Origin of the sequence: Mesorhizobium sp. CAU 1732 (assembly GCF_039888675.1) — a bacterium.
Taxonomy (GTDB): Bacteria; Pseudomonadota; Alphaproteobacteria; order Rhizobiales; family Rhizobiaceae; genus Aerobium.
Window position 1 is genome coordinate 59,611 of sequence record NZ_JBDQQR010000003.1, and the last position, 18,536, is coordinate 78,146.

General features: G+C 62.0%; 24 protein-coding genes. 13 read left to right on the forward strand and 11 right to left on the reverse strand.

What is annotated here, in order from left to right; genetic code table 11:
• Positions 1-119 precede the first annotated feature (119 nt).
• The 3 genes from AAFN55_RS21920 to AAFN55_RS21930 all read right to left on the reverse strand — a co-directional run bounded on the left by AAFN55_RS21920 (position 120) and on the right by AAFN55_RS21930 (position 1,277).
• Entirely contained in the window at positions 120-344 is a 225-nt protein-coding gene (locus AAFN55_RS21920) for a hypothetical protein (protein ID WP_347801121.1), read from the reverse strand.
• A 109-nt stretch (positions 345-453) separates the two neighbouring features.
• On the reverse strand, positions 454-684 hold the full coding sequence (locus AAFN55_RS21925; RefSeq protein WP_347801122.1) for a hypothetical protein: 231 nt from the start codon (positions 682-684) through the stop codon (positions 454-456).
• 380 nt (positions 685-1,064) lie between these two features.
• The gene (locus AAFN55_RS21930) at positions 1,065-1,277 is read right to left on the reverse strand and encodes a cold-shock protein (protein ID WP_347801123.1); all 213 of its coding nucleotides are present in this window, start codon (positions 1,275-1,277) and stop codon (positions 1,065-1,067) included.
• Between the two features lie 434 nt (positions 1,278-1,711).
• Between AAFN55_RS21930 and AAFN55_RS21935 the strand changes: the two genes are divergently transcribed.
• The 6 genes from AAFN55_RS21935 (at position 1,712) to AAFN55_RS21960 (ending at position 6,624) form a co-directional block, all read left to right on the forward strand.
• On the forward strand, positions 1,712-2,530 hold the full coding sequence (locus AAFN55_RS21935; protein ID WP_347801124.1) for a DUF2189 domain-containing protein: 819 nt from the start codon (positions 1,712-1,714) through the stop codon (positions 2,528-2,530).
• A gap of 97 nt (positions 2,531-2,627) precedes the next feature.
• Positions 2,628-4,232 (forward strand): amino acid adenylation domain-containing protein, encoded by a 1,605-nt coding sequence (locus tag AAFN55_RS21940; RefSeq protein WP_347801125.1) that lies wholly within the window; start codon positions 2,628-2,630, stop codon positions 4,230-4,232.
• The gene (locus AAFN55_RS21945; RefSeq protein ID WP_347801126.1) at positions 4,229-4,516 is read left to right on the forward strand and encodes an acyl carrier protein; all 288 of its coding nucleotides are present in this window, start codon (positions 4,229-4,231) and stop codon (positions 4,514-4,516) included. The genes AAFN55_RS21940 and AAFN55_RS21945 overlap by 4 nt, the downstream gene beginning before the upstream one ends.
• A gap of 57 nt (positions 4,517-4,573) precedes the next feature.
• Positions 4,574-5,449 carry a hypothetical protein gene (locus AAFN55_RS21950; protein WP_347801127.1) on the forward strand — a complete coding sequence of 292 codons (876 nt, stop codon included), beginning with the start codon at positions 4,574-4,576 and terminating at the stop codon, positions 5,447-5,449.
• A gap of 355 nt (positions 5,450-5,804) precedes the next feature.
• The gene (locus AAFN55_RS21955) at positions 5,805-6,017 is read left to right on the forward strand and encodes a cold-shock protein (RefSeq protein ID WP_347801128.1); all 213 of its coding nucleotides are present in this window, start codon (positions 5,805-5,807) and stop codon (positions 6,015-6,017) included.
• A gap of 178 nt (positions 6,018-6,195) precedes the next feature.
• Complete coding sequence (locus AAFN55_RS21960) at positions 6,196-6,624, forward strand: BA14K family protein (protein WP_347801129.1); 429 nt, start codon at positions 6,196-6,198, stop codon at positions 6,622-6,624.
• A 103-nt stretch (positions 6,625-6,727) separates the two neighbouring features.
• On the opposite strand, the gene AAFN55_RS21965 is transcribed toward AAFN55_RS21960, so the two are convergent.
• The 3 genes from AAFN55_RS21965 to AAFN55_RS21975 form a co-directional block, all read right to left on the reverse strand.
• A complete protein-coding gene (locus tag AAFN55_RS21965) occupies positions 6,728-7,384 on the reverse strand; it encodes an MBL fold metallo-hydrolase (RefSeq protein ID WP_347801130.1) in 657 nt (218 codons plus the stop codon).
• Between the two features lie 124 nt (positions 7,385-7,508).
• Positions 7,509-7,802 (reverse strand): hypothetical protein, encoded by a 294-nt coding sequence (locus tag AAFN55_RS21970; RefSeq protein ID WP_347801131.1) that lies wholly within the window; start codon positions 7,800-7,802, stop codon positions 7,509-7,511.
• A gap of 140 nt (positions 7,803-7,942) precedes the next feature.
• Entirely contained in the window at positions 7,943-8,836 is an 894-nt protein-coding gene (locus tag AAFN55_RS21975) for a branched-chain amino acid aminotransferase (RefSeq protein WP_347801132.1), read from the reverse strand.
• Positions 8,837-9,080: 244 nt separating this feature from the next.
• Between AAFN55_RS21975 and AAFN55_RS21980 the strand changes: the two genes are divergently transcribed.
• From AAFN55_RS21980 to AAFN55_RS21990, 3 genes are read left to right on the forward strand one after another with little or no spacing between them, the layout of a single operon-like run.
• Positions 9,081-9,617 carry a MarR family transcriptional regulator gene (locus AAFN55_RS21980; protein ID WP_347801133.1) on the forward strand — a complete coding sequence of 179 codons (537 nt, stop codon included), beginning with the start codon at positions 9,081-9,083 and terminating at the stop codon, positions 9,615-9,617.
• A 50-nt stretch (positions 9,618-9,667) separates the two neighbouring features.
• Positions 9,668-10,378 (forward strand): response regulator transcription factor, encoded by a 711-nt coding sequence (locus tag AAFN55_RS21985; protein WP_347801458.1) that lies wholly within the window; start codon positions 9,668-9,670, stop codon positions 10,376-10,378.
• 48 nt (positions 10,379-10,426) lie between these two features.
• The gene (locus tag AAFN55_RS21990; RefSeq protein ID WP_347801134.1) at positions 10,427-11,839 is read left to right on the forward strand and encodes an ATP-binding protein; all 1,413 of its coding nucleotides are present in this window, start codon (positions 10,427-10,429) and stop codon (positions 11,837-11,839) included.
• Positions 11,840-11,895: 56 nt separating this feature from the next.
• On the opposite strand, the gene AAFN55_RS21995 is transcribed toward AAFN55_RS21990, so the two are convergent.
• Positions 11,896-12,591 carry a fumarylacetoacetate hydrolase family protein gene (locus AAFN55_RS21995; protein WP_347801135.1) on the reverse strand — a complete coding sequence of 232 codons (696 nt, stop codon included), beginning with the start codon at positions 12,589-12,591 and terminating at the stop codon, positions 11,896-11,898.
• 334 nt (positions 12,592-12,925) lie between these two features.
• Here AAFN55_RS21995 and AAFN55_RS22000 point away from each other — a divergent pair, with 334 nt between their 5' ends.
• Genes AAFN55_RS22000 through AAFN55_RS22015 form a run of 4 tightly spaced genes read left to right on the forward strand, consistent with a single transcriptional unit; the run spans position 12,926 to position 16,318 of the window.
• Positions 12,926-13,948, forward strand: a complete 1,023-nt coding sequence (locus AAFN55_RS22000; RefSeq protein WP_347801136.1) for an ABC transporter substrate-binding protein — start codon at positions 12,926-12,928, stop codon at positions 13,946-13,948.
• Complete coding sequence (locus AAFN55_RS22005) at positions 13,945-14,757, forward strand: ABC transporter ATP-binding protein (RefSeq protein ID WP_347801137.1); 813 nt, start codon at positions 13,945-13,947, stop codon at positions 14,755-14,757. Before AAFN55_RS22000 ends, AAFN55_RS22005 begins: the two co-directional genes overlap by 4 nt.
• Entirely contained in the window at positions 14,754-15,611 is an 858-nt protein-coding gene (locus AAFN55_RS22010; protein ID WP_347801138.1) for an ABC transporter permease, read from the forward strand. Before AAFN55_RS22005 ends, AAFN55_RS22010 begins: the two co-directional genes overlap by 4 nt.
• Before the next feature lie 14 nt (positions 15,612-15,625).
• Entirely contained in the window at positions 15,626-16,318 is a 693-nt protein-coding gene (locus AAFN55_RS22015) for a GntR family transcriptional regulator (protein WP_347801139.1), read from the forward strand.
• 3 nt (positions 16,319-16,321) lie between these two features.
• Here the strand turns inward: AAFN55_RS22015 and AAFN55_RS22020 are convergent, their stop codons facing one another.
• From AAFN55_RS22020 to AAFN55_RS22035, 4 genes are all read right to left on the reverse strand, one after another.
• Entirely contained in the window at positions 16,322-16,885 is a 564-nt protein-coding gene (locus tag AAFN55_RS22020) for an AAA family ATPase (RefSeq protein ID WP_347801140.1), read from the reverse strand.
• A 72-nt stretch (positions 16,886-16,957) separates the two neighbouring features.
• The gene (locus tag AAFN55_RS22025) at positions 16,958-17,311 is read right to left on the reverse strand and encodes a tRNA-binding protein (RefSeq protein WP_347801141.1); all 354 of its coding nucleotides are present in this window, start codon (positions 17,309-17,311) and stop codon (positions 16,958-16,960) included.
• Positions 17,312-17,313: 2 nt separating this feature from the next.
• Positions 17,314-17,814 carry a YbjN domain-containing protein gene (locus tag AAFN55_RS22030; protein WP_347801142.1) on the reverse strand — a complete coding sequence of 167 codons (501 nt, stop codon included), beginning with the start codon at positions 17,812-17,814 and terminating at the stop codon, positions 17,314-17,316.
• A gap of 342 nt (positions 17,815-18,156) precedes the next feature.
• Positions 18,157-18,465, reverse strand: a complete 309-nt coding sequence (locus AAFN55_RS22035) for an accessory factor UbiK family protein (protein WP_347801143.1) — start codon at positions 18,463-18,465, stop codon at positions 18,157-18,159.
• Between the last annotated feature and the right edge of the window lie 71 nt (positions 18,466-18,536).

An 18,536-nucleotide genomic window follows, 5' to 3' on the forward strand; every position in this document is an offset into this window, starting at 1 on the left:
CGCCTCGCTTGTCCTGAGGGCCAACCACAGGTTGACCATGGCGGGTCGCAGCGCCATCTGTTGTGATGATGAAGATGTCTTCGATCACCCTAGCAGTCGCAGCCTCGCTCCTTCTCGCTTCAGCATCGGACGGGAGCGCGATGTCGCTCACGAAAACCCCGGCACCCGAGGTTTCGATGCCTGTCGTGATGGTGCAGGCTCAAGGCACGAACACTTACCGGAATCGCGATCGCGATCATTTCGAGCGGCCCCGCGAGCGCGTTCAGCAACGACGGCAATATGCCGATTGCCACCGCGATGTGCGCACCCATCGTATCAATGGAGATATGGTGACGCATCGCCATGTCGGAGATCGTTGCACCGTGCGGACAGTGAACCGATCAAGCCAGACCATACCGCGCCAGTAATCAGCCGGCGCTCAAGCCGGGATTAATTTGGATAAGGGGACGGTTGTCAGACGTGGCACTCCGCCAGTCCGGCGCTGACCATGTTCAGAGGCAACCTGTTGCCGCGCTCATAGGCTGCGATGACGCGCTGGGCCACGGCCTTGCGCCGCGCTTTTTCGGAAAGGGTCACTCCGAGTTCCAGGCAGACAGCGTCCACCACGGATTCCATGCTGGCGATCTCGCTGGGAGCGAAAACCGACTGCGACTTCGGATTTCGGAAATACATGGCCGATGACATAGTCCTGCTCCCTATTTCGAGCGGCATTCTTCGTACCGCCTACATTTTGGGTCTTTGCCCTTCGACTTTCAGCTTATGCCCAATATCGACTGCATCAAGGCCGCGATCACGAGATTCAGGGTTGACGCAGCGTCAGTTACAATTCTTGATCGATTTTACCTCCTCAGGAGGCGGAAACCCCCATCTTTCCACGTCCTGGCCCCGCAATCGGCCGTGCTATCCGCAATCTGCTGACGTTCATGACAAGATCCGGAACCCTAAAAGCATGCCGTCAGAACGCTCTCGGCGTACAAACCAAGCCGCCCAACAACAAAAAGGGCAGCGCGATTGCTCGCGCCACCCCTTCAATATTCAAGCGCCAGCGAACTGGCGAGCGGCAATCAGCCTGCGGACAGGTTCACGGCCTTGGGGCCCTTGCCCATGCGGTCCGGCTCGACGTCGAAGGAAACCTTCTGGCCGTCGACGAGGGTGCGCATGCCAGACGCCTCGACAGCGGAAATGTGGACGAAAACGTCCTTCGCGCCGCCATCAGGCGTGATGAAGCCGAAGCCCTTGGTTGCATTGAAGAATTTTACGGTGCCGGTCTGGGCCATTTGGGAAAAGCTCCTATTCCCTACTGTAAGCTGCGTCTGGGCAACATGCTCAGGATCGCGATCGTCGAGAGTTCACAATGTCGGGGAAAGGTCGTCCAACAACGGTCCAGTCTCCGGGTCAGCAAATGCCCGAACGTATGTATTGATTGCATGGAATTGCCTGCGACACAAGGCCTTGTTGCTATGGTCCAGATAGATGTAGCCGAAGCGGCCAGCAGGGATCGACGAGCATCAGATCTCGGGGCACTCCGGCCCTTTCAGACCAGCCAAGCCTGGCATCGACCGATCAGGCGATGCAACGCGGCGCGACAATGCCCCCGCTTGGTGTATGATGATGGCTTGAGGGTTGTGTGTCCGCAGCGACCGCGCCTCGTCCATAGCTGGCCCGGCTGCTGGGGTGCATGACCATTCCCACGAAAAGGGAGTTGCAGGTCATGACGAATTTCCACGTGATCGCAGGTGCCGACGGAGCACCCGCCCATCCCGATGTGCGTCACATTGAAATCGGCGATCTCTACGATTGCCTGCGCGCGGGTTACAGCGACTTTCTGGCGAAGCCGTCCCAGGTGATCTTCATCATCATCCTGTATCCGGTCATCGGTGTCGTGCTGGCGGCATGGACATCGGGCGCCAACGCCCTGCCCTTGCTGTTTCCGCTCGCGTCCGGTTTCGCATTGCTGGGACCTTTCGCGGCCATCGGCCTCTACGAGATCAGCCGTCGGCGCGAGCGCGGCATGGACACCTCATGGCGTCACGTCCTGGCGCTGAGACACTCCCCGGCACTGCCGTCGATCGCCGCCGTGGGCGCCTTGCTCGTTGCCGTATTCATAGCTTGGCTGCTTGTCGCGCAGGGTCTGCACACCTTGCTTTTCGGGCCCGAGATACCGCAATCGATCGCTGCACTTGCCGATCAGGTGTTTGGCACGCGCGAAGGCTGGCTTCTGATCGTCATCGGCAACGCGATCGGTTTGGTCTTCGCCGTCGTCGTCCTCACCGCCACGGTGATCGCCTTCCCGCTGCTCCTCGACCGCGATGTGGGGGCGTGGGCCGCGATGCAGACGTCGGCGCGCGCGGTGATGGAAAATCCCGTGACGATGGCCGTCTGGGGCTTGATGGTCGCGGGCCTGCTGGCGATCGGCAGCCTCCCGCTCTTTGCCGGCCTCGTCGTCGTCTTTCCGGTCCTCGGCCACGCGACGTGGCATCTCTATCGAAAGGTGGTCGTGGACAGCGGTTCGCGGCGCACGCCGCATTAAGGTTAAAGAAGCTTCAACTTTGACAGGGCCATGACGGAACGGTCATTGTCGAACTGCGGGTATCCTTTCATGGCGACTGGATTGGGCAGGATTCGACATGAGCGAGACGTACAACATCGCAGCCGGGTTTTACCGGTCCGTGCATGAACACGGCGAACGCATCTGCTATGCCGACAGCGGCTCATCGCGCACCTACCGCGAGATGGGAACGCTGGCCGGTCGCCTCGCAACGCATCTTCTCAAGGCAGGCCGCCCAGGCCGAGTCGGCATTCTCGGCACGAGAAGCATGGAGGCCTATGCCGGCATCCTCGGCGCGGCGCTCGCAGGTGCGGCCTATGTGCCCATCAACCTGAAATGGCCGGAAGAGCGCATCGCCGCGCTGCTGCGCATGCTCGAACTCGATGCCCTGGTGGTCGATGAAAAAGGAGCGGCGCTGCTGACACCGGCCGTGCTCGATGCCGCACCCGCGGAAATCGTCATCGCGGACGCGGCGCGCCGGATCGAGCCACGGTTGGCGCAGACCGTCACCCGCCTCGGCGCGCTCGACTGCGAAGCGCTCATTGAGCCGGTTTCGGTCGCATCCGACGACCTCGCCTACATCATGTTCACGTCTGGCACCACGGGCATGCCGAAGGGTGTCATGGTCTCCGCGGGCGCGGTTCACAGCTATCTGAAGCAGGCGCGCAAGTGGACCGGCTTCACGCCGGACGATCGCATCGCGGAGACATGCGACATCACCTTCGACCTGTCGGTGCACGACCTTTTCCTTTGCGTCGAGGCAGGAGCGTCGCTTCACGTTCTCTCGGCGCTGGAGATGCTCGCGCCCGCGCGCTTCATCCGGTCCCGCGAGATCACGGCCTGGCTGTCCGTGCCGACACTCGCGGCGATGATGCAGAAGGGTGGCGCGCTCAAGCCGGGCATGTTCCCGAGCCTTCGCGTGTCCCAGTTCTGCGGGGAACCCCTGCCCGCAAGCATCGCCCGCGAATGGGCGGCTGCGACGCCCAACGGCGTGGTCGAGAACATCTATGGGCCGACGGAAGCGACGGTTGTCGTCACACGCCAGCGCGTTACCGATCCAATGGTGGTCACTGAAAGCCGGAACATCATGGCGCTCGGCGCGGCCTTCGACACGATCGATGTCGCGATCTTCGACACCGAACAGGCGGTGGTTGCCGATGGCGAACCAGGCGAGATTGCGATTTCCGGTCCACAGCTCGCCGCCGGCTATCTGAACGCGCCCGAGCAGACTGCGGACCGCTTCCGCGATGTGAGGGGAAAGCGCTGGTATCTGACGGGCGATCTGGGCTTTCGTGATCGCGACGGTACGCTCCACCATCTCGGCCGCATCGACAATCAGATCAAGCTGAAGGGCAACCGCATCGAGCTCGAGGAAGTCGAGATGCATCTACGCCAGGCCGCGCAGTGCGACATGGTCGCGGTCGTGGCGTGGCCCGTCATCGACGGGTCGGCACAGGGGCTGGTCGGCTTCTGCGTCAGCAGCTTTCAGCCCGACGTGGTGACGGAGACGCTTCTGAAAACCCTGCCGCGCTACATGGTGCCGGGCAGCATCCAGATCGTCGATACACTCCCGGTTAACGTCAACGGCAAGGTCGACCGGCGCGCGCTTGCGGACCGCCTGCAGGAAGGCGTACGGAAGACGATCGAGACCCAGAAACCATCCTTTGCGGAGACAATCCAATGACCACGCAGTTCGCGAGCGAGCGCGTCCGTGCAACCATTTTCGCGATCCTGTCGGAGCGCGGCGTGACGTCGATCAGCGAGACCGAACCGCTGTTCTCGACGGGAAGGCTGGACTCGCTTGCCGCAGCCGAGGTTCTGGCGCAACTCGAAGGCGACTATGGCGTCGATCTCGCCAGCGACGATTTCGACATCACGCGCATCGACACGCTGGGCGAACTCGAAAGCCTCGTCGCGGCGACGCTGTTGGCCGCGACGGCCGGAGCACCCCTCTCCTCGGCTGCGTGAGATCGGCCTGACGCCTTGAAGCACAAGGGCCGGACCTCTCAGCATGCGGTACAACCCATGAAGCTGCGCCCCATCGATGCGGACGACACCGATCTTGCTGCCGATCTCCTCGCGGCTGGCTTTCCGACACGGTCGCGCGATATGTGGCTCACCTCGCTCCTGAAGCTGGTCGCGCATGGCGAGACGATGCCCGGCCGTCCGGTCGGCCAGTTCCTGATCGCCGGAGACAAGCCGGTCGGCATATGCCTGACGATCCCCGCCACGCGCACCGCCTTCGACGAAGAGCCGCATCTCGCCGTGAACATCGCCTGCTTCTATCTGGAGCAGGCGCACCAGTGGCAGGCAACGCTGGCCATGCGCCGCCTGGTTGCTGACGGTGCGGTGGAATACACCGACCTGACCGCCAGCCCAACCATGCGGCAGATCAATCTGAAGAACGGCTTCACCAACCTGTCCGAAGGGTCCGTTCTCATACCGCTTCCCGTGGCGGCACTTCTGCCGTCGCGGCGCGCGCGGTTCGTGCCATTGAAGGCGATACCGCCGCTGCGCCTGTCCGATGCCCATACGGATCTGCTCACTGGTCACGCCGAGCTCGGCTGCATCTGCGGCGCCGTCGAGATCGACACGTCGCTCAGCCCGGTGATCTTTGCGCCGACGCGTCGGCGGGGCGCGCCGGGCGCGAGGCTGATCCTGGCCAGGGACAAAACCCTGATCAGGGACGCGCTCGGACCGATCGCACGGCATCTGCTGCGCTACCGGCTGGCGTTTCTCGAGTTCGAGGCACAGTCCAGTGCGGGCTTTCCAGGCGCCATATTCCGCCGCGACGTGGCACCCTATCAGTCAACCCGCAACGAGCCGAGCGACGTCGTCGATCATACCTTCTCGGAACTCGTGTTCTTCCAACCATTCGTTGCAAGGCGGCTGATGGAATAGTCTCTGCCGGCCGGGACCAATGGCCCAGCAGACTTGAATCGCGATGGTAAAGTTCCACCCCCGTCATATGATCGACCTTGCGTCACGAATGTTTTGCTTGCCGATGCGAAAAAAATGAAGGACAGTTTTGGCTGTTCGGGCGTTTGCCGGCCCGGAGACTGGAATAGGATGCCCCAGTGCAGTCTCTAAATTGCAAATCAATGACTGGCATGGCTCATCGGGACGACCGCGAGACAAGAGGGTTTTGGCAAGGCCCCGCGGCGACGGATACTGTTTCTTCTCCCCCAGTAAAGGCACGAGTTTGAGCGGGACCGACACCCGCAAAGCAATCACCATTGGGAGATAGGAGCTTCCCATGCCCCAGAGCGGAACTGTGAAATTCTTCAATCACGCCAAAGGTTTCGGGTTCATCACGCCCGATGACGGCGAGAAGGACGTCTTCGTCCACATCTCGGCCGTCCAGGCTTCCGGCCTGCAAGGTCTCGAAGATGGCCAGAAGGTCACGTTTGAAACCGAGCCGGACAAGCGCGGCAAGGGACCGAAAGCGATCAACCTGACTGTCGGCTGATTCAACCCGTCGTGATGAACCCCTATGCGGCTCATCACGCATAGAGCCCCGCACGCGCAGGTTTCCGGCTGTTGCGCAGTGTGATCGGCCGTTCAGCGCCCGTTCATCAAGGGAGACATAAATTTTCCTTCGAACGCCGGTAATGGTCTTTGGTTCGTACCGGCCAGGAGCAAGAACGATGAACCGCGTTGTGAAAACTGCCGCCATTTCCGCACTCGTTGCCGCCACGGCGCTGACCGCCACCCTCCCCGCAAGCGCCGATCATCGTCGCCATCATCGCGTCAATGGCGGCGAACTGGTCGCTGCCGGCGTGCTCGGCCTCGCTGCCGGCGCGCTGATCGCCGGCGCCAACCGCCGGCCCGACGTCGTCTACCGATATGACGATCCGTACTATGCGCCCGCTCCCGTCTACGAGGAGCCGGTTCGCTACTATGAACCTCCGGTTCGCGTCTACGAGCAGCCGGTCTATGTCGAGCCTTACGCGAGCTTCGAGCCCTGGACCCGCGAATGGTATCGCTATTGCGGAGACCGCTACCGCTCGTTCGATCCGCGGAGCGGCACCTTCATGGGCTATGACGGGATCAGGCACTTCTGCGTGGCGAACTGACCCCGGCAATGAACGCGATACACCTACGTGACTGCGGCCGCTGACGCGGCCTCGGTCCGCCTCACACAGTCGTCGCGTCCCGATCGGGGCGCTGGGGTCGGCGCTACGCCGTTTCCTCACCGACGAGGAATGGATTGCCGCGTCGCTCATCGCCGAACCGGCTGCCCGGCCCGTGGCCGCAGATGAACCCGATATCGTCGCCCAGCGGCAGGAGCTTCTCCTTGATCGATCGGATCAGCGTCGCGTGGTCGCCGCCGAACAAATCGGTGCGGCCGATCGATCCCTGGAACAGCACGTCCCCGACATGGGCGAATTTCGCGGCGCGGTTGTAGAACACGACATGGCCCGGCGCGTGGCCTGGGCAGTGCAGGACTTCGAACGCGTGTTCACCGAAGGAGACCGTCTCGCCCTCGTTCAGGAAGCGATCGGGCACGCAATTGCGCACCGCACCGGTCATGTTGAACATCTGGGCCTGCGTTTCGAGGCGTTCCAGCAGCGGCCTGTCTGCCTCGTGCGGTCCGATGATCTCGACACCCAGCGCGTCCTTCAGATCCATTGCGCCGCCGGCATGGTCGATGTGGCCGTGAGTGATCCAGATCGCTTCGATGGTGAGGCCGTTATCGTTCAGGACAGACAGGATCTGATCGACATCGCCACCGGGATCGACCACCACGCCCCGCTTCTCCGCTTCGTCGAAGAGGATCGTGCAGTTCTGCTGGAATGGCGTCACCGGGATGATGCCCGCTCTCAGTTCACCCATGGGATAGCTCCTTTTTCAGCCATCCAGATAGAGGCAAGGTCCTGCCACGTCCACCCGACACCGCCGCGCCAAAAGGGAAAAGGCGACCCGAAGACCGCCTCCTCTGATCGATTCAGCCTCGGCCTCAGCGCTTGTTCATCGACCCCATGATCGCGCCGACGATGCCCGTCAGGATCGCGCCGCCGCCGGCGCCGCCGACCACGTCTCCGAGCATCCCGCCCAAAGCACCGCCCGTGGCGGCATCACCGCCCATGAGCGCGCCGAGTATCTGGCCGCCTGCCACGCCGCCGATCGCTCCGCTCAATATCTTGGGGAGCTGCCCCATCGCGGCCTGTTTGACGGCCGCGCCTACGGCCTGGCCACCGATGATTCCCGTCACGATCTGTATGATAATGGGAAGAAGTGCGTCCATTGTCATTCCCTCCGATGAACCGGCATGCTGCCGGCATCCAAGATGAGGGCCTCAATTAGACGAAAGTCAAATGCGCAGAGCCGTCGTGCACAAGAGAAAAAGCGGCCCTGGGGACCGCTTTTTGCTGAAGTTCCTGAAGTCGACGGCTATTCGGCGGCGACAGCGTGCTTGGGCTGCACTTCGGCCATGTAGTCGTTCATCAGCGTTTTGGAGATATCGCCGACGGTAAAGCGGTAAGGTCCGATCTCCGAGACCGGCGTCACCTCTGCCGCCGTGCCGGACAGGAAGCACTGCTCGAAGCCCTCGAGCTCTTCCGGCATGATCGCGCGCTCGACCACCTCGATGCCCCGCGCCTTCGCGAGATCAATCACCGTGCGGCGCGTGATTCCGTCGAGGAAGCAGTCGGGCTTTGGCGTATGCAGCTTGCCGTCCTTGACGAAGAAGACGTTGGCGCCGGTCGCTTCCGCAACCTGGCCGCGCCAGTCGAGCATCAACGCATCGGCATAACCCTTGGACTCGGCCGCATGCTTGGAGAGCGTGCAGATCATGTAGAGGCCGGCGGCCTTCGACTTTGACGGCGCGGTGCGCGGGTCGGGCCGGCGGTATTCCGCCATGTCGAGGCGGATACCCTTGAGCCGCTGCTCCGGGTCGAAGTAGCTCGGCCACTGCCAGATCGCGATGGCGCAGTTGATGCGGTTGTTCTGCGCAGAGACGCCCATCATCTCCGAGCCGCGCCACGCGATCGGGCGCACATAAGCATCCTGGAAGCCCTGCATCTTCAGAAGCTTGCGGCAGGCATCGTCGATCTCGTCAACGCTGTAAGGGATGGTGAAGCCCAGCAAGCGCGCGGATTCGTGCAGGCGTTGCGTATGCTCGTTGAGCTTGAAGATTTCGCCGCCATAGGCGCGCTCGCCCTCGAACACGGCGCTTGCATAATGCAGGCCGTGCGTGAGTACGTGAATCTTGGCGTCCGCCCATTTGACGAATTCGCCATTCATCCAGATGTGACCATCAAGCTGGTCGAAAGGAACGGATGCCATCGATTTCTCCCTATGGGCAAGACGCCCTGTTCTTGTTCGAAGCGTCGTGCGCTATGACCTACGGCATGCGCTTGATCGCACTTTTTAGTCCGAAAGCGGGAAGAGGTGAAGGAAGTAACGGAAAACCGGCAACTTCCTTGTCTTTTCGTTCGCATTGGGCTCGAAAGATTGGCAAAAATTACCATGCCAAAAATATAAGTCAACAAGGCTGACATAAATTTGGGAACGGGCTAGGCTACGCGTCATGACGGGCATCGAAAACCACCAAGACGACCCCATCAAGGCACCGCTGAGCGGCGAGGACGGCATCGACTTTGCCGTGATCGAACTGTTCTTCTTCGCCTATCGCGACTTCACGTCCGATCCGGACCAGATTCTGGAGGAGTACGGCTTCGGCCGCGCACATCACCGCGTCGTCCACTTCGTCAATCGACGCCCCGGCCTGACGGTCGCCGAACTGCTCGACGTGCTCAAGATCACGAAGCAGAGCCTGGCCCGCGTCCTCAAGCAACTGATCGACACCGGCCATATCGTGCAGGTGCAGGGGCCGCGCGACAGGCGTCAGCGCGAACTCTACCCGACCGCGCGGGGCCGCGAACTGGCGCTGGCGCTCGCCGCGCCACAGTCCCGCCGCATCGCTGCGGCATTGGCCGAGGCCGCGCCGACGGACCGCGCCGCCATCGAGCGGTTCCTGATCGGGATGGTGAATCCGGAGGCGCGCGCGCAGACAGGCGTGGGCAGCGCCGACTATCGGGATGACCACCAGCGCGAGGCAGGCTAGAGTTCGGGCGCTTGGGGCACCACGATCCGGTTCTTGAGACGAAGGACACACTGTCGATGACGCAAGATGCGACCGTTCCGGGCGATGACGCCCCTCACCTGCTGGTCGTGGATGACGACACGCGCATCCGTACCCTGCTCAAACAGTTCCTGAGCGAGAACGGCTATCGCGTCACCGTCGCGGGCAATGCCGCCGAGGCGAGACGCAAGCTCGAGGGGCTCGATTTCGACCTGATCGTGCTCGACGTCATGATGCCCGGCGAAACCGGCGTGCAACTCACCGAAGCTTTGCGGCAGGACAAGACCGTCCCCATCCTGATGCTGACCGCGCTGTCTGAAACCGACAGCCGGGTCGCGGGCCTCGAGGCTGGTGCGGACGACTATCTTCCCAAGCCGTTCGATCCGCGCGAACTCCTGCTGCGGCTCAACAACATCCTGCGCCGCGGCGGACCGCAGCCGACGCCGAAGGTCGAGCAGATCGTTTTCGGTCCATACACGTTCCAGATCGCGCGGCGCGAACTCAAGCGCGGCGGCGAGATTCTGAAGCTCACCGATCGCGAACAGGAAATCCTCGCGATCTTCGCGGAGCGCGCGGGCGACACGATCCCGCGCCACGAACTCGTCGGCTCCGATGCCGATGTGGGCGAACGCACGATCGACGTCCAGATCAACCGCCTGCGCAGGAAGATCGAGCGCGATCCCTCCAACCCCGTCTGGCTTCAGACGGTGCGCGGTGTTGGTTACAGGCTCAGTGTGGAATAGACTGAAAGGGCAAGGGCGGACGCGTCTGACGCGTTCCGGAAAGGGCTGATGGCGACTTCCGACATGATCGACCAGGACGGGGCCGGCCATCCAGACGCGCTGCCGCGCACGCAAACACGCGGGTCGGGCGGGTTCGGCAAGCTGTGGCGTGCCGTAGCGCGCTATCTGCCGAAGCGGCTCTACGCGCGATCGCTGATCATCGTGATCGCGCCCATGCTCCTGCTTCAGTCGGTCATCGCCTTCGTCTTCATGGAACGCCACTGGCAGACGGTGACGGTACGCCTGTCGGCCGCCGTGACGCGCGATATCGCGGCGGTCATCGACATGATCGAGACCTATCCGCCGGGCGACAACTACGCCGACGTCATCCGCATCGCGCAGGATCGCCTTCAGATGAAGGTCGACATCCTGCCTCCCGATCCCCTGCCCGCGCCCGGCCCGAAGCCGTTCTTTTCCGTTCTGGACGAGTCTCTGAGCGAGCAGATCACGCGCCAGATCAACCGCCCGTTCTGGCTGGATACGGTCGGCAATTCCAACATCGTCGAAATCCGTGTGCAGTTGGAGGACAAGGTGTTGCGCGTGTTTGCGCGGCGCAGCCACACCTATGCCTCCAACACGCACATCTTCCTGTTGTGGATGGTGGGCACGTCGCTCGTTCTGCTCGCCATCGCGATCGCCTTCCTGCGCAACCAGATCAGGCCGATCCTGCACCTCGCCGAGGCAGCCGAGAGTTTCGGCAAGGGACGGCCCATGCCGACCGACTTCCGCCCGCGCGGCGCGGACGAAGTGCGCCGCGCGGGCGCCGCCTTCATTCTCATGCGCGAGCGCATTGAACGCCAGATCGAACAGCGGACGGCGATGCTGACAGGCGTCAGCCACGATTTGCGCACCATCCTGACGCGCTTCAAGCTGCAGCTCGCGCTGGGCGGCGCGAAAATGGACCGCGAGGCGCTCGACCAGGATATCGACGACATGCAGTCGATGCTGGAGGGCTATCTGGCGTTTGCGCGCGGCGAGTCGGGAGAGGACGCAGGCGAGCTCGACCTGCAGGCGTTCCTGGAGAAACTGACCGAGGAAGCGAAGCTGCGCAAGAGAACGCTCACCACGTCACTTACGGGAAGCCCGGACGTGGTGGTGCGTCCGAACGCCTTTGCGAGGCTCTTGTCGAATGTGATCGGCAACGCGTTCCGCTACGCCAAAACGGTCGATATCGACGCAACACATGCCGATGGTTCTTTGGTGGTGTTGGTGGATGACGACGGGCCAGGCATCCCCGCGGACAAGCGCGAAGAGGTGTTCAAGCCCTTCGTGCGCCTGGACGCGGCCCGCAATCAGGACGCAACGGGCACGGGACTGGGTCTTTCCATCGCACGTGACATCGCTCGCAGCCATGGCGGCGACATCACGCTGGACGACAGCCCGCTGGGTGGGCTGCGCGCCGTGATCCGCATTCCGGCGTAACGCCATGGCCGCCTGATCGGCCCCGCAAAACGCAGGGCCGAACCCTTCAGGCCAGATCAGGCCGGCCGTTTACCGATCGTAATCGAAAGCGGTTGAAGCCCATCGATCGTGCCGACGAGCGTATCGCCCGGCTTCACGGGCCCGACGCCATGCGGCGTGCCAGTCAGGATGATGTCGCCGGCCTTCAATTCGAAATAGGTCGAGAGGTTCGCGATGATTTCCGGCACGCGCCAGATGAGCAGGCTGATGTCGGATTCCTGCGTCGTCTCGCCGTTCACGGTCAGCTTGATCGCACCCTTCGAGATGTGGCCGACCTTCTCCACCGGCGACAGAGGCCCGCAGGGGCACGACTGGTCGAACGACTTGGCGATTTCCCACGGCTTGCCGCTGCCCTGAATGTCGCGGCGCGTCATGTCGAGCGATGCGCCATAACCCCAGATGTGATCGAGCGCATCTTTCTCGGCGATGTTGTAGCCGCCGGACTTGAGCGCAATCACCATCTCCATCTCATGATGGAAGTTTTCCGTGATGGTGGCGTAGGGAACGGTCGAGCCGCTGTCGATGACCGCGTCGGTCGGCTTCTGGAAGAAGATCGGCGGGTCGCGCTCCTCGTCTCCGCCCATCTCACGGACGTGCGCTACATAGTTCCGGCCCACGCAATAGATGCGCCGGACGGGAAAGCGCTCACTGCTTCCATCGACCGCGATGCTCGCCTGCTCTGGCGCCTCGATGACAAATCCGTTGCTCGCCATGCTCTCCTCCTTGGTTGAATCATTTCGGCGGCACATAAAGCACATCGAAACGGCATTCGCACGAAAAAATCTACGATCCTGTATGTTTTGCAGTTCCATCGATATATTGGTGCAGCGCAAAACCAGCCTGCTTATGGGTTCATACCTCTAATACTGCCTAGAATTTCCGGTTTCTGAAGGCATTTGCGCCGGCTCCTCGACAAGCTTGCCATGCCGCGCTGCACAAAATCCCATGTCGAAGCCGTCAAAATCGGTTTTTGACAGTCATCGGCAAAAATGTAGATTATGAGCGATTGCCGGATGGAGGTCTGGCAGCAAACAGGGAGGAAACGACATGACCACAGGTCCCGGTCTGGCCCGCACCGTATTTGCGGCGCTTGCGCTCACCGTATCGTCGCTCGGCGGCGCTGCAAGCGCCTACGCTCAAGAGAACATCACGGTCGTGGTTCCGAACCCGTCCGCGATCAACAACTTTCCCTTCCACGTCGCGATCGGCGAGGGCTATTTCGAGGAAGCCGGACTGAACGTGACGCTGGAGGCGGTCAACGGATCTGCATCGGTGCTGCAATCGCTGGCGGCCGGACAGGCACAGATCGGCAATCCCGGTCCCGGACCCCTGCTTGGCGCGCGCTCGCGTGGCGAGGATGTCGTCTTCATCTACAACCAGTTCCCCAAATCCATCTTCGGCCTCGTCGTGAAGGACGAATCCGAGGTTCAGGAACCATCCCAGCTCAAGGACACTGTCGTGGGTGTCGGCACGGCGGATGGCGCCGAGGTCGGATTCAGCCGCGCGATCCTGTCGGGCGCCGGGCTCACGGAAGGCACGGATTACGAATTCCTCGCCGTCGGCGACGGCGGCACGGCGGCTGCGGCGTTCCTCAACGACGAAGTGCAGTCCTACGCCGCGGCAGTCAGCGACGCGGCTATCATTCAGTCCCGCGGAATTCCGCTGCGCGAAATCACGCCGGATGAGTATCTTTCCTTCTTCGGCAATGGATGGGCCGTCACGCGGGCTTACCTCGAAGAAAAGCCGGACGTGATCGAGGCGTTCGGCAAGGCGCTCGTGAAGGGCACCAAATTCGGGCTCGATCCCGCCAACAAGGAAAAGGTGCTCGACCACGCCGCCGCGGGCAATCCCCAGGAGGGCGAGGACCGCGAGTTTGCAGCGTCCCTGCTGGCCGCGATCCAGGATCGCGTTACGCCGCTCGATATGTCGAACGGCTTTGGCTACCAGCCGCCGGAACATTGGCAGATGTGGCACGAAAGTGCTGTTGAAACCGGCGCGCTGCCGGCCCCGCTCGACGATCTCGAAGCAGCGTACACGAACCAGTTCGTGGAAGCGTGGAACGCCGAATGACCGCCATCCAGCGGATAGAAGAAGCGACGGCCGGCCAGAAAGGCCGGCCCGTCTACGAACTCGACCGCGTGGCGAAAAGCTATGTCCGCGGCAACCTACGCGCGCTCGATCATGTCGACCTGACGCTGACCGAAGGAAGTTTCTCGTCCGTCATCGGGCCTTCCGGCTGCGGCAAGTCCACCCTTCTCAAGATCATGGCCGGACTGATCCCGCCCAGCGAAGGCGGCGTCTATCTCAAGGGAACGCCGGTCACCGGTACGCGCGCCGACATCGGCATGATGTTCCAGCAGGCGACGCTGTTTCCGTGGCGCACGACGCTCGAGAACATCGTTCTGCCGATCGAAATCCGCGACGGCAAGGCGGCGGCGAAGGCTAAGCACGCGGATGCGCTGGCACTGCTCGATCTGGTCGGCCTGAAGGGCTTCGAAAACCGTCGCCCCAGCGAATTGTCGGGCGGCATGGCGCAACGCGCCGCGATCTGCCGCATGCTGATCACGCAGCCGGCCGTGCTGCTACTCGACGAGCCGTTCAGTGCGCTCGACGAACTGTCGCGCGACTTCATGAACATGGAACTGCAGCGCATCTGCACCAAGCGTAACGCGACCGCCTTCCTGATCACCCACTCCATTCAGGAGGCGGTGATCCTGTCCGACACCGTCTATGTGATGTCGCCGCGACCGGGCACGTTCGTCGAGACGGTCGAGATCGATCTTCCACGTCCGCGAACCCTCGACATGATGACCGACCCCAAATTCGGCGACTATGTGCGTCGCATCAGAGCTCGACTGGATAAGGGAGCATTCCTGTGACCGTGATCCCCGAACCCCGCGCCGTGCGCCCACCGACAGTGTGGAGCGAACACGTCACCTTTATCGATCGTATCCCGCGATCGATCGGCATGACGGGCCTGATGATCGCATTCATCGGCCTGTGGCAACTCATTCATATTTCCGGGCTTGTTTCGCCGATCATCCTGCCCGGCCCATGGGAAACCGGCAAGGACATCATCACGGTCGGCACGAACCTCGTATCAGGCGGCTACATGCTCGGCGCGCTGTGGATCACCATCAAGGAGGTGATCTTCGGCTTCGCCATCGCGCTCGCTATCGGCTTCACGCTCGGGGTCATCGTCGGCGAATTCGCATTCGGTGAACGTGCGGTCCTGCCTTACCTCGTCGCGATCGACACGATGCCGAAGGTCGCTTTCGCGCCCCTCTTCCTCGCATGGCTGGGCTTCGGCATCTCGTCCAAGGTGGCGCTCGCGGCCTTCATCGCGACGTTTCCGATCGTCGTGGGCACGGCTGCGGGTCTTCATGCCGCGGACGAAAACGCGCGTGCCCTGTTCAGGACCATGGGCGCAAGCCGGCTTCAGACGCTGTTCAAGATGAAGATCCCGCTCGGCATGCCCCAGATGTTCACCGGCCTGAAGATCGCCGCCGTCGGCGTCATGGCCGGCGCCATCACCGGAGAGTTTCTGGGGGGCGGCAAGGGGTTCGGCGAATTGATCCGCGTGGCCGCCTCGCAGCTCAACACGCCACGGGTCTTTTCGCTGATCATCTTCCTCAGCCTCTTCGGCCTCATGCTGTTCTGGAGCGTCGTCCTGCTGGAGCGCAAGCTGGTCTACTGGCATAAATCCAGTGTAAGCGGGGCGACAGGCGGGTAGTGGGTCAAGGCAAGATGGCACTCGGTGCATTGGCAGGGACAGAGATATCCTCCGAGAAGGCGACGGCGGCGACGCTCGTCTATCGCCAGTTGCGGCAGGATATTCTCAAGGGCAAACTGAAGCCCGGCCAGAAACTGCAAATCGACCAGGTCGCCGCGCGCTATCAGATCGGGGCAAACCCCGTGCGCGAAGCACTCAACCGCCTGTCGTCGGAACATCTCGTCGATCGCAAGGACCAACGCGGCTTCTTCGTGCCGCAACTCTCGCTCGAACGCCTGCGTGAACTGGTCACGACACGCTGCTGGCTGGAAACCAAGGCGCTGGAAGAATCGATTCTTCATCGTACCCAGGAATGGGAGGACAACATCGTCCTCACCTTCCATCGCCTCTCGCGCACCAAGATACAGCGCCCGGAAGACGGCGGCGACAATTCGGAATGGGAGGTGAAGCACCGCGCATTCCATACAGCGCTGATCGCGGCGTGCGGCTCGACCTGGCTCATCGGCTTCTGCAACGAAATGATGGATCATGCCGAGCGCTATCGATACATTTCGATGACGAGCAGCTATCCGCGCCGCGACTCCAACGAGGAGCACCGGCTGATCATGGAGGCGACGCTGGATGGCGATATCGACCTCGCCAAGGAGCGGCTGACGGCGCAGTACCAGCTCACCTTGCACTACATGGAAGAGCAGATCGACGGCTGACCGTCAGGGCGCGATCTGCGCCATGACGAAGGCTGCACGCTCCTCGACGGCCCCGCGCGGAACCTCGACAAGATCGTATCCAAGCCTGCGATAGGTTTCGACGAGTCCCTCATATTCACGCAGTGCCGTCTCGAACGGCTTGTTGCGCTCACCATCGTCCACATAGATCTCGGGCCAGGGAGCCGTGACGAGAACACGCCGCGCATAGCGGTAAAGGTCCAATGCGCGGTTCAGATATGGGGGCACGTCCAGCCGCAGCAATTCGAGATGCGAAACGAGGTCGACGATCGACCGGTCGAACACGACAGCACTGTTGCCAGGATTTGCCGTGTTGAACTGATGCATGGCGCGTGACGCGGTGAGCTCCGCAAATTTGAGAACATCCGTCCACGGCAGCGCATCGCCATCAAGATGCATCTGCTCGCGCACGACCTGCCGGCCCGCCTCGGGCATCACCGAGACACCGCGCCGGGCAAGCTCGGCAAGCAGCGTCGATTTGCCGGAGCCCGAGCAACCGGTCAGAACGACCATGCGATCGCTGCCTGCCCAGTGTGGGTTGCCGGCCACGTAATCATCTTCTTCGGATGCAGGAGCGTTCATACCTATCCGCTTGCTCGCAACGCAGGCAGGAGCGGCGCTTTAAAACAATCGGCCGCCGTTCGGAACCTGCTTGTCGATGGCGCCAAGCACCACCTCGCCGTGCTCGTCTGGAAAGCCGAGCGTGAGCACTTCCGACATGAATTTGCCGATCTGGCGTGGCGGAAAATTCACCACCGCCATGACCTGCCGCCCGATCAGCATCTCGGGTTCGTAGTGACGCGTGATCTGTGCGGAGGATTTCTTCACGCCGATCACGGGACCGAAATCGATCTGGATCTTGATCGAAGGCTTGCGGGCCTCCGGGTACGGCTCGGCGGTAATGATCGTCCCGGCGCGGATGTCGATCTTCTCGAAATCGGCATAGGTGATTTCGGCGCTGCGTTCGTCGCTCATGGTCAGCAGGAGCCCTGGGTCTCGAACAACACGTTCGACAATGCGTCACGCGCAGTCGAGCCGGACCAGACGACGAACTGGAACGCCTGGAAGTAGCACTCGCAGGCCTCGAGCGCGCTCGACAGGAGCACCTCGACCTGCTGGCTGGTGGGCTCGGCCCCTCCTGCCAGCAAAAGCGCCTGGCGGAACATGATCGCGCCCTCCTGCTCCCACAGGTCGAAATGGCCGAACAGCATCTGCTCGTTGATGAGCGACAACAGCCGCATCACTTCGAGTTCGCGGTTATCCGGCACCTTGATGTCGAAGGCGCACGCCAGATGCAGCGCCTCGAAGTCTTCCATCCAGGAAAACGAAACGTGGTAGTCGGTCCACGTGCCAGCCACCGAAATGGCGATCTCGTCGTCCCCCGTACGCTCGAACGACCAGTCATTCATGTTCGCGACGTGTTCGATGACATCCACCGGGTGGAGGTCTCGGGCTACGTCCAGTTCAAGCAGGCTCATGAAGAAGCTCTTCCCGTCGGTCAAGAGGAGGCGATCACGCGCATCCCGTCCGAATGCACGCGGTACCAAAATCAGCTACTGAGGAAGACTGGATGGCGAGCAACACATACAAGGCTCAGCCGGGACCCGCCGTCCAGTGCATGAGCCTCGCCAAATCACGTTCCCGAATCATGCAACAAATTCAGTGTATTGATGCAGAGTCGCGTGAACAGCCCCTTTTTGGAGGCTGGGGCATTTGCGGTGTGGATAGAGATTCAAAGCCTGATTCAACGCCGGAGCCTAAGCGACTCTCGGCAAAGCGTTTTTCAGCCATCAGGTGATGTGGATAAGTTAACCGAAAACTTACGATATTTTTTTCGCGCGCGGCTTCGGAGAAGCCTTTTCGGTCGTGTCTGGCGCGGTCGCACCCAACTGGGCCTCGAGTTCGGCTATACGCTTGGCCAGTTTCTCGTTTTCGGCACGTGCCTTCAGCGCCATGTCACGCACCGCCTCGAACTCCTCGCGCTGAACCACGTCCATGGAGTTGAGCACCCGCTCCGCCTGCCCGCGAAACGCCGTCTCGACTTCCTTGCGAACGCCTTGCGCTGCACCCGCTGCATCGGTCATCAGCTTTGCGAATTCATCAAGAATGCGGTTTGGTCCGGTCGACATGGCTTTGCCTCGCTCGTTCTTCCTATCGAAGTAGTGGCCTGTCCCACGGAATGCAAGGCGATCCGACGCCG